This window comes from Thiohalomonas denitrificans (genome assembly GCF_900102855.1).
GTDB classification, from domain to species: domain Bacteria; phylum Pseudomonadota; class Gammaproteobacteria; order Thiohalomonadales; family Thiohalomonadaceae; genus Thiohalomonas; species Thiohalomonas denitrificans.
In genome coordinates this window covers 170,357-181,117 of record NZ_FMWD01000008.1, presented here as the reverse complement: position 1 = coordinate 181,117, position 10,761 = coordinate 170,357, and the positions used below count along the sequence as shown (strand labels likewise).

The window sequence follows — 10,761 nt, the reverse complement described above, 5'->3', positions numbered from 1 at the left end:
GATTCTTTGAAAACGTCGAATGATTAGGCACTTCGCCTTCAAGGCCGAGCCGGCAGAACCACCGATAAGCAAGGTTCAGGTGCACCTCTTCACATAACCGCCGCTCGGATCGGATACCGAAACAGTACCCTACCAGCAGCATCCGAACCATCAGCTCAGGATCAACAGATGGCCGACCCGTGGGGCTATAAAACGGAGCAAGATAGCCGCGCAGATCACTGAGATCGAGAAATCGGTCTATCTGGCGCAAGAGGTGGTTTTCGGGGATGAACTGCTCAATGTTGAAGTCGTAGAACAGTTCGTTTTGCGAGCCCGGCAGCTGACCCATCATCGGCTTCGATCCCAGAATGAGTTCTAACACCGATTAGATCACATCCATGATCCAGCGCCAAGCTAGTCGCCAGTTTTTCAACAGAATCGACCCAAAGCGGCCATTCGGCAGAGGCGGAGTTTAAGCGCACTGTCCCCGGAATTCCTGTCAGGTTGACGGAGTGTTCCGACGTGACATAGCGTTCGTTTAGGTTATTACGCGACAAAATGATTTTGGCTAAATAGCTTGGTATTTGGCAGAAGGGGTGGGGTCTTGCGATGATACGAATTCTAGGTAGCCTCCGAGCTTCATTGATATAGCCCACCACGTGCCCGAGGAGCTATGGCCAGGGACGAGTTCACAAAAGCAACTATAGAGCGCCTACGTGCCCGCGTGGGCAACAGGTGCTCAAACCCGAGCTGCCGGGTGCCCACCACTGCGGGTACGTCAGAATCCCCTAGCCGGGTGAATTCTATAGGAATCGCGGCGCATATTTGCGCAGCAGCGCCCGGCGGCCCCAGGTATGACCCGAAAATGACCGTGGAATCTCGTAGGTCAATCGATAACGCCATCTGGCTTTGCTCAAACTGCTCGATTGACATAGATAAGGATGAGGGACGATATAGCGTCGAGAGTCTGCATGATTGGAAGTCCCGCGCGGAGGCGTTAGCGCGTGCGGAACTTGGAAAGCGGTTACCGAGCCAAAGCGATACTATTGATACCGTAGCGACGGCCCTCACCGGTATGCCGAAAAACTATATCGTCAACGCGATTGACAACGTGCATACCGCGACCTCCCAAGCTCTACAGAACCTAGACCCACGTTTTCTCGTACGAACCGCGCATCATAACGATGTCACTTACTACGAGATCCACGCAAAGGAAGATGCACACATCTCAATGACTTTTGGAGGGGCAAGCTTCGAGGAGGTTGCTGAAAAATTCAGCCGGCTCGAAGATCACGGCGAGCGTTTTGAAATTGATACCGAAAACCTTTCAGTCAAAGGTTCCGACCTTTTGCAGCAACTCATGCAGGGAAGTCCGCAAGGGAAGCTGTCAATCTCACCTCAACCACATCCGGCGCTTCAAAAGCTTTGGCTACGACACCCAACCACAGCTGAGACCGTTATCTTTGACGATATACATGGAACCGTGTCCGTGGGTTCCGAATCGTATATATACGATGGTTACGCGTGCGGGAGACTTTTTCGGTTTCACTACCGAAAATCATTTTCTAAAATTAAGGCTCGGATCAATATCCAACTCAACTTGATGAATTGGGAAGGAAAACCCATAACTACGCTACCACACCTCAATAAACTTCAGCGACTTTTCGCTCGATTGGTAGAGGGCTGGGAAGTGAATACTTCACTAGAAGTAAATGGAATAGAGATATCAAGCGGCCATGGTTTACAGGTTTCCCAAGAAGAGTTCGTTAGGCAGACGAATGTGCTGCTTACCTACATCAAAGCGGCCGCCGAGCTAGCCCCCTTCCTCCACCAAGAGGTCAAATTTGCAAGTGATTTTCTGCTCACAGATGCTCAACATAATAAAATTATGAATAGCGTGTCGATCTATAAAGGCGAGTACAATCCTGAATTCGCAGATGGCGAACTGGTCGCTACAGCTACTGTAGTGAACGAGCGAGAAGCTTTTAGCAATGAAGGGCCCGTCACGTATCTCGTGGAAGAAGACGGCGAGTGTATAGAACTGTTCGGCACCACGGTTAAGCTGCCGAAAAAACGAACCCTGTTTACTGATATGGTAACAAAGCTGACGAGGGATTCTTCAGCACCTGAGGACGAACAAGGGTATGTACTAGAGCTATATGCGACAGAAACGACAAAATGCCGAATCGAATTCGACACAATCAACAGCGCGGAGGCGTAAGGTAGCGAGCTCCGGGAGACAGTATACCCGTTTTAATAAGAGCCTCGTGGAGGCTATGTGACTGGCTGCTTATGGCCGGCTTCTTCCTGTTGCGTACCGAGCCGAAGGGGCATTCCCGACCCAAAGCCTCCTTCCAACTCTCGCTCGGCGACGTGTGCTAACCAGAGACCTGCCATTCGGTTAAGATATTCGCCGCGATTCGCCTCCTGCGGATTTCCGGCTTGTCGTCGTCAGGACGTTCTACTACCGGGCGGTACTCGACCCCTTCGATAATCTAATTGCGGGCAGTGCGCCCGCAAAAAATGTCTACGCCCCCGTTTGTTCCTGGGTGTTTTGGTTTGACGGTTGAGGAAACCTGAAAGTGGAGCCACGTTCCGGCGAATAGACTGGATGGGCTTATCATTGAAATAGGTATACTGTCACCGGAATTCGGGGATTCGCGGAACTCGGAATTCGGTCGATGCCTTGAGTTTACGAAAACACCGAGAGGTTCCGAGGGTCGGAACTGGCGCCCCCTACTCGTGAGATTCATCGCCGAATTCTTCATCAACCACTTCTTCCGGACAGAATACAGAATGGAATTCTGCAAACTCAGGTGCACTGAAGAAATGATGAAATAGGTTTTCTTCCTCTTCGTAACTCACACACCAATTTCTTTCAACATTCTTGGCGAACCGTTTCCAATCGTGAATGAGCATCCAATCACGGACAACTCCAAAGATATTTGAATCGTGCTTTTCGCGCTTAAAAACTTCGGCATAAGTGGGCGGGACGACCTTATCGAGCTCTGCCAGTGTATGAATGCCAAACTGGTGAAGCTCTTTAACAAGCTCGTCCAGGTGATAGGTGGGAAAATCTATTTCGATCCCATTTTCCTCACACCATTTTCTGACGTACCGCGGAAGCGAAATCGAATCTATCTCCACATCCAGTTCGCCCAAATCCGATTTCCGCTCGACGCTCTCAATATATTTATCAATTTCTTTGGAGACGTCATCAAATCCTCTATCCGCTATTTCCAGCATTCCAGCGTACAGGTATAGCTGCCTTTCAACTCTTTTGGGAAGCTTCCCGGAAAATTTATAGTTGCGATCATGAGCCAGTTCCGCCCAAGCATGCTGCAAAACTGTTCTCACTTGAATTTCAAACTGAAGGCCCGCGAGGTCCGAAAACTCTGGCAGTCCAGTGCGACCATTGCCAAGTCCACACACAAAATGCACTGACCTATACCCAATTTGGTCAGTTGACATCAAATCGTCCTGATTCAAAGAATTCTTAGGATCGATTTCAAAAGCCTCGTCAATTATTTCAGACGCTTTGTTTACGTCTGATTCGAAGTAAAGGATTACCCGCACACCCGAAAGATCTGTCATTTGCTTCTGAGGGTTCCGGTATCCCTTTCGTTCAATCTTCTCTAAGGCGCTAGTCTTTTCCTTGGTGCGCCCAGAAACGGCAAGAAAATCTACGCTCTTCGCTTTGAGCACATTCTCTATGATAGTGACAACGCTTTCAGTGAGCCTTCGATGCAAAGGCAGTACACTGCTCAGCCACTTTTCGTTTTCCTTTTCGCTCATATCACTCTCGTTTGTGCGTTCATTGCGAGTTACAGGCCGATGCCAAAGGAACTTAGTTCAGCAGTCCATCATGCCGATAACGCGCCTGATGATTCAAGGTGCAACCGCCATCGGAGCCGCTCGATCTGGATCTTCCTCTCAGCCTCAAACCGCCGGGTAGCCTCCTCCTCTGTGAGTACGCCGCTCTCTACCTGGAATCCCGCGGGTAATAGAGCCTCTCAGGCTCGTACCTCACCGCGGTGCTCCTCGTCGGTGCTGGCTTCAGGATCGTTGGGGATTCGATTTTGAGGACAGTATACCGATATCAGCCCGTCCAACTTCTTTTGCTCTACGTCCGCTCGTGGCCGGTTGCTGCCGCTGCTACTTGGATTCCCGCTTTCGCAGGAATGACGGGTAGTGGCCGTTTTCCGCCTGTACGGCTTACCACTGGTCAGTCAGCGACTCCGAGCCGCAGCGCCCTAGAAGGTGAGGGCATCAGGCGAGCTATAGGGCATTGCCCCACACCATTCGTACTTGGAAGTGGCTTGTTCAATGATGAGTCAGGGGCCTAACGGAGATTGATCACGTAGAGGACCACGAAGGACGGGAATTTCCCGAGCAGCCATGTTTGGTGTGGGGACGCTGTGAGTGCACCAGAGCGGTACCGGAAGTCGTTGGGCGCTGGCCGTCGGGTATGTTAGTCCAAGTAGGACAAGGAGAAGTTCAGTCGTGCCGGAGAGGGACCGGAGGTCCCTTGCTCAGGGGATCGCCGCATCAGGGTGAGTCGGGTCTAAGCCCCAGAAAAGCAAGGAAAAAAGATCATGGCCAGGGACGGAATCGAACCGCCGACACAGGGATTTTCAAGACAGAGAGCTCACTTGAGCGCCCATTCCGCGCATAATCTATTTGCGCTGTAGCTGACCTCGGCCAAACCCCCGAAGTTTACACAAAAAAAATTTTCCTAGCTTCTAAGAAGACATTTTCGTCGGCGGCGAGGAGACCGGAACTTGACCGGACGGCTTGGCCCGCATCGGTAGGAGCAGCGCTTTCGGGGGCGGAAAGCGGTAAAGGCAGAATCTGGACCCGTAGTTGCCCCTTGGCTCAGGGACGGTCAAACCGTAAAGTTGGCACGATGAAATAGGTATACTGTCGCCCGAGTCCGTCAGTCCGTCCCGATACCCCGATTCCACTGGCGGCAAGCCGGGGCACATTCTCTTGGTGCAGACCTTCGGCGCTCTCGCCGCCGGAGGGGGGAGCAATTGACAGGCTGCGGGGTCGGGCGGAATACTGGCAAATAGGGAGCGCGGTGATGGTAGGCTTGTGGACGTCTTTGGATTGAACGCGGTTTCTGACGCTGTGCGGGTGCGAAGCAAAGCCTTATCCCTCAAGGCAGTGGAAGAGGTACTGCACAACATAGTAGCAGTTGAGGGAACCGAAAACACCGAGATCGTCGTCGATGTCCGTACGGAGAACGCCAGCGGTTTCAGCGAGAGTGTTGTACGGACGATCAAGGAGAGCAGCCGCGGTTTCGGCTTCGAAGTCAGCGAGTTCCAGGAGGTCGAGTGGTAAGCGAGGTCGAGGTCGTCGACACGGTCAGGCTCAAGCCTGACGCAGGCCTCGTCAAGAGCCTGGGATCACATCACACGTTCGAGTCGGCGATCGCCGACCTCGTCGACAACTGCATCGATGCCGAGGCGACTCGGATATCGGTCCGAATGCTGACTAAAGACGAGCGGTTGGTCCAGGTCGAAGTAGTCGACAACGGCAAGGGCATGGACGCAGCCGCGGCCGACCAGGCCATGACCCTCGGGCACCAGCGTAAATACGGCGACACCGATCTCGGCTACTTCGGCGTAGGCCTCAAGGCAGCGTCATTCGGGCAGAGCGAGGTGCTGACCGTTTGGTCGAGCCGATACGGCGCCGTTCCCGTGGGACGGCGGATCAAGCGCGCAAACTTCTCCAAGGACTTCTCTTGTCAGATCCTATCTTCGGAGGCGGCGGCTGCGGTTCAAATACAGCGGAAAAAGCAGATTGACTTCGCCTGGGGAACCACGGTCGTCTGGTCTGGACTGCGCAGCACCTACCACGGCCGCAACATCGCCGAGGCGCGCGAGTGGTTGTCCAAGACTGAACTCGCGGTCCGACAGCACCTCGGCGTGACCTTCCACCGGCTGATCGCGAAGAAGGCCATCGTCATCGACATCCTTGTCGACGAGTTCGAGTACGCTGATGAAGCAATCGGCACGCCGGTGAAGGCGATCGATCCCTTCGGCTACGCCACCTCGGGTCGTCCCGGCTATCCCAAGACGATCGTTGCCACCTCCGGTAGCCACGAGATCAGGTTCAAGTGCCACATCTGGCCCGCAAAGACGGACATCCCGGGGTACCGGATCCAAGGCAAGTCCGGCGAGAAGTTCCAAGGCTTCTACATCTACAGGAATGACCGGCTCTTGCAAGTGGGTGGCTGGTCTGCAGCAGCCAACTCGTCCACGCAGCGCCGGCTTGCCCGCGTCATCATCGACGACGCATCGGTGATCGGCAGTCTTCTGACGATGAACCCGGAGAAGTCAGGACTCCGGTTCGAAGCCGGTTTCAAGGATGCGCTGGCACATGCGCAGGCGAGGGACGGAACGACTTTCGATCAGTACCTCCTGGATGCCGAGGATACGTACAAGACCGCCAACAAGCGGACAATTAAACGCCATCCGGTCATCGCGCCGGACCGTGGCTTCGCACCGGCGGTGCGGAAGCAGATCGGGGCTGAGCTCGGACTGATCAATTCCGATGCCTTGGAGATTCGTTGGGTCCGCATGGGAGAAGGTGATTTCTTCGACATCGACTTCGGTAACAGTACACTGCTGCTCAACCAGCGTTACCGCCACCTGTTCGCTCCCCAGGGAAGCAGCCTGAACGACGCGCCGCTGATCAAGGCGCTGATGTTTCTGCTGACCCACCAGATCTTCGAGGGGACCAATCTGGGGCCGAAGGACAAGGACAACATTGCCCTGTGGCGCGCCATCCTCGGCGCAGCCGTCGAGGCCGAAGAAGAGATACGCTATGAGTGAGTCGCTGAACGATGCACGTCACTACTCGCTAGCAAACGTCAACGGATTCTGGGCAGCCGGCAACCCGGTCGTGCTACCGATCAGCGGCACGCCGTCCTGCACCCTCGACATTCACCCCGCCAACAGGGCGATCACGCTCACTACCCCGTTCACTCCACCCGAGCCCGACGTCGTGAAGTGGCGCAACATCACCTTCAAGCCGGTGGCGTCGGATGACGGCGACATGGCTGAGTTGACCGTCTTCGTCGATGATAACCTCCACGGCGCATACGGACTGCTCACGAGCATCGCCGACGAGCTCCAGATCGAGGGCGAGCCGCTTGCTGCGGCTGTTGCGTCGGCGATTCAGAGACATCGGGGGATGTTCACCGGCAAGGTCGGGCTCAGCCAGGAAAAGGAGGTCGGCCTCTTCGGCGAGTTACTCGTACTCGAGTACCTAATCAACGAAATCGGCGCTGGTCCGGCCATCGGTTCGTGGCAGGGTCCGCTGTCGGAAGAGCATGACTTCGTTTTCGGCGAGGTTCACCTAGAGATCAAGACGACATCGGGCGAACAGCGCCGACACATGATACATGGGTTCACTCAACTCGTTCCCCTGCGTGGAGTACCGCTGAGCCTGGTCTCGATCCAGCTGACCCGCAGCGATGTGGAAGGCGGTTGCACTCTGTCCCAACTGGTGTCGCAGATCCGCGCGAAGTCCGGCGGCCACCGCCCGAGGGTGGACGAGGCGCTCGAAGCGGTTGGCTGGAAGGATGACGATGCTGAGCTCTACACGACATTCTGGGCCAAGCGCAACGAGCCGAGGGCATACGACGTGGGGGAACGATTCCCCGCGCTGACCCTGCCTCGGCTCACCCAAGTCATCCCGAACATCGTGGTTGTGTCGGACGTCTCCTACAGGCTGGACGTCTCCCACTTCCAGAAGCACCCGTTGCCTGGCGCGCTCGCCGGCCTTGTAGAAGCACCGGAGATTCCTGAATGAGCGAGGCTACTCCCAACCTGTCTTTGCCACTGAAGAACCTACTTCAGGGTCTTGCCGAGCAGGCACCGATTCCTATCCTACCCATGCTGAGCGGATTCGCGCGGGAACTCGTCACCGAGGACGACCTGGTCGAGTTCGTGCAGCAGGCGCCACCCAATGACCCAGGAATGATCCAGCTGCGCCTCGCACTTGCGAAGTGGGATGCAAGTGACAACCTGAAACTACCTGGAGTCGACGGACAGGAGACTGGCTCGGGCACCATCGCCCGGCGAGTCGCGGTCGTCAAGAGCCTTGGCCTCAGTGACTCTGCGGAGACGGTACTCCGGGAGAAGATTCCGGTGTACGTCGAGGGCGCTATCGTCATCTCCAAGGAGTTCAAGCCCTGGTACGAGGAAGTGCGTCACCAGCGCAGCACAATGTATTGGGACCACTACGAGAAGTACCTCGCTCAGGAGAAGAAGTGGCCGGCGCCTTCAATTAACACGATCGACCAGAGCACCAACGCTATCGTGGAGCGACTCGCCAACCCGACGTGCCCCGACATCAAGCGCACGAAGGGCCTCGTAGTCGGCTACGTGCAGAGTGGAAAAACGGCCAACTTCACGGGAGTGATCGCGAAGGCTATAGATGCCGGGTACCGACTGGTGATCGTTATGACCGGCACCATCGAGATACTGCGTGCCCAGACCCAGCGACGCATCGACATGGAGCTCATGGGGGTCGAGAACGTCCTCGCCGGGCAGGATCCGAAGGACCCCGAGGTGGCCAAGGGCCTGGACTATCAGCAGGACGAGGAGTGGCTGGCAGACAGGTTCGTCCGGCACAGCCAACAGGCGTTGGACCAGCCCGGAGTCGCCCGGATTCGACGCGTGACGACCCACAAGGGTGACTACAAGAGCTTGCCGCATGGGATGTCGCAACTGCGGTACGAGCGGCACGATAAGACGAAGCCGCTCAACGCCGAGGAGAACCTCTTCCACACGGACGCATATGTCGTGATCGTAAAGAAGAACTCGGCGCCGCTGAAAAAGCTGATCAAGGATCTCAAGCCGATGCGGGACACGCTCAACGAGCTTCCTGCCCTCATCATCGACGACGAGTCCGATGTTGCCTCGGTCAACACCAAGGACCCCAAGAAGTCCAAGGACCGCACGATCATCAACAAACTGATCACCGAGATTCTTGAACTTGTGCCGAGGGCGCAGTACGTCGGCTACACGGCCACTCCTTTCGCCAACGTCTTAATTGATCCCGATGAGACCGACAAGATCGACCTCTTCCCGTCAGACTTCGTGCTCTCCCTTCCGCGTCCGCCGCAGTACATGGGCGTTCAGGAGTTCCACGACATCGACCCGGAATGGGAGAACACCCCGAAGACCATGGCGACCTCGAACGAGCTCGCCTTCATTCGCGCGGTATCCGGTGGCCCCGATGTCGATCCGGTCCTTCACAGGGACGAGTTGCGGGCTGCCCTAGACGCATGGGTGCTCAGTGGTGCGATCAAAAAGTTCCGCGAAGCAAAGACCGGGAGAACCTTCCGGCACCACACTATGCTGGTTCACGAGGACGTCCGCAATGCCATGCACCTCGATTCCGCATCCGTCGTCCGCGGACTGTGGAACACCGGAAAATTTACATCCGGCGAAGGACTCAGCAGACTTCGGAAACTCTTCGACGATGACTACGCCGCTGTAATGGTCGTGCGTGCCGACGCTGAGCCCGTGCCGGCATCCTTCGACGAGTTGAAACCCTACGTCCCTGAAGCGGTTGCGGAGATGACGAGTAGCGGAGCGGACCCGGTCCTGGTCGTCAACTCGGACAAGAACATCCAGGACCAGCAGCAGGCACTTGACTTCGACAAGAGCCGGGTTTGGCGCGTCCTCGTCGGGGGAACGAAACTCAGTCGCGGTTTCACTGTCGAGGGACTGACCATCTCGTACTTCCGTCGCAAGGCCGGTCAGGCTGACACGCTCATGCAAGCCGGGCGATGGTTCGGGTTCCGCGAGGGTTATCGCGACCTCGTGCGCCTCTACATCCGCCGCGATCATAAGGTCGATCTGTACGAAGCGTTCGAAGCCCTCCTACTCGATGAGGAGGCGTTCCGCGACGAACTCGGGAAGTACGCCGGCCTCGACGAAGACAACAAGCCAATCGTCGAACCACGCCATATCCCGCCGCTCGTCAGCCAACACCTGCCGTGGCTGAAGCCAACCGCCCGGAACAAGATGTTCAACGCAGTCGTGAAAGCTCGCGCATCCGTCGGCGCTTTCCACCAGCTATCGTCGATCCCTCCGCGCGAAGAGAAGGCCAAGCACAAGCACAATCTGGAGACGGTTGTGCTACCACTCCTCAAGCTGGCCGACAAGGCGGAGACGCTTCCCTACGTCGATGGCACGACCAGGCAGCAACATGCCCGTGTCGGCCTGGTCGACGCGGCTGAATTCCTCGCCCTGTTCGACCAACTGATATGGCATCAGGACTACCAGCGCGTGATTGACCCCTTGCGGGCCTTTATCGTGACGGCGACGGAGAAGAAGCGGATCAGGGACTGGGCGATCATATGGCCGCAGCGAGCAGTTCCAGGCCGCGAGTTGGGCTTCGAGGAATTGAGCGTTCCCGCTCCAATCTTTAAGCGGAGCCGACGGCAAGCACCGCGCATCGACTTCACTGGTGAAAACAAGCGCAACATTCTGGCGGCCGAGCGAGTGCCGGCAGGTGAGAGCCTTCCTGGCATTGGGAAGAGTGACACTCGCGGTGTTCTGGTGATCTCGCTTGTAGCGGACCGAGAGGAGAAATCCGAGGCCGAAGCGGCGAGTCGCCAGGAAATAGTTGGCATGATTTCGCTGCGCGTGCCGGACAAGTCGATCCAGAGCAAGCGCGAGCTCATCCAGTACGGAGTCGTCATCCCGGATAAGGCGGATGAGGTCGCGGTCGATGTCGACGCACAGAAGGCGGTCTGAG

General features: G+C 56.3%; 7 protein-coding genes. 5 read left to right on the top strand and 2 right to left on the bottom strand.

What is annotated here, in order from left to right; translation table 11 throughout:
* Positions 1-331, bottom strand: a 331-nt coding sequence (locus BLP65_RS13400) for a transposase (protein WP_139181513.1), incomplete at its 3' end; no start/stop codon positions are given.
* Between the two features lie 513 nt (positions 332-844).
* Between BLP65_RS13400 and BLP65_RS13395 the strand changes: the two genes are divergently transcribed.
* A complete protein-coding gene (locus tag BLP65_RS13395) occupies positions 845-2,200 on the top strand; it encodes a hypothetical protein (protein ID WP_092998212.1) in 1,356 nt (451 codons plus the stop codon).
* Between the two features lie 515 nt (positions 2,201-2,715).
* Here the strand turns inward: BLP65_RS13395 and BLP65_RS13390 are convergent.
* On the bottom strand, positions 2,716-3,774 hold the full coding sequence (locus BLP65_RS13390) for a GTP pyrophosphokinase (protein ID WP_092998210.1): 1,059 nt from the start codon (positions 3,772-3,774) through the stop codon (positions 2,716-2,718).
* A 1,341-nt stretch (positions 3,775-5,115) separates the two neighbouring features.
* Here BLP65_RS13390 and BLP65_RS13385 point away from each other — a divergent pair.
* The 4 genes from BLP65_RS13385 to BLP65_RS13370 are packed head-to-tail and all read left to right on the top strand — an operon-like array spanning position 5,116 to position 10,760.
* On the top strand, positions 5,116-5,322 hold the full coding sequence (locus tag BLP65_RS13385) for a hypothetical protein (RefSeq protein ID WP_139181512.1): 207 nt from the start codon (positions 5,116-5,118) through the stop codon (positions 5,320-5,322).
* Positions 5,316-6,818: an ATP-binding protein gene (locus tag BLP65_RS13380; RefSeq protein WP_092998206.1), complete on the top strand. Its 1,503-nt coding sequence runs from the start codon at positions 5,316-5,318 to the stop codon at positions 6,816-6,818. Before BLP65_RS13385 ends, BLP65_RS13380 begins: the two co-directional genes overlap by 7 nt.
* On the top strand, positions 6,811-7,800 hold the full coding sequence (locus BLP65_RS13375; protein WP_092998204.1) for a PD-(D/E)XK motif protein: 990 nt from the start codon (positions 6,811-6,813) through the stop codon (positions 7,798-7,800). Before BLP65_RS13380 ends, BLP65_RS13375 begins: the two co-directional genes overlap by 8 nt.
* Positions 7,797-10,760: a Z1 domain-containing protein gene (locus BLP65_RS13370; RefSeq protein ID WP_092998202.1), complete on the top strand. Its 2,964-nt coding sequence runs from the start codon at positions 7,797-7,799 to the stop codon at positions 10,758-10,760. The genes BLP65_RS13375 and BLP65_RS13370 overlap by 4 nt, the downstream gene beginning before the upstream one ends.
* Position 10,761 lies beyond the last annotated feature (1 nt).

What these genes read in the sequence shown, in the direction of transcription:
- BLP65_RS13390 (WP_092998210.1), bottom strand. Translation starts at nt 3,774, where the DNA reads ATGAGCGAAAAGGAAAACGAAAAGTGGCTGAGCAGTGTACTGCCTTTG.
- BLP65_RS13375 (WP_092998204.1), top strand. Translation starts at nt 6,811, where the DNA reads ATGAGTGAGTCGCTGAACGATGCACGTCACTACTCGCTAGCAAACGTC.
- BLP65_RS13370 (WP_092998202.1), top strand. Translation starts at nt 7,797, where the DNA reads ATGAGCGAGGCTACTCCCAACCTGTCTTTGCCACTGAAGAACCTACTT.
- BLP65_RS13395 (WP_092998212.1), top strand. Translation starts at nt 845, where the DNA reads ATGACCGTGGAATCTCGTAGGTCAATCGATAACGCCATCTGGCTTTGC.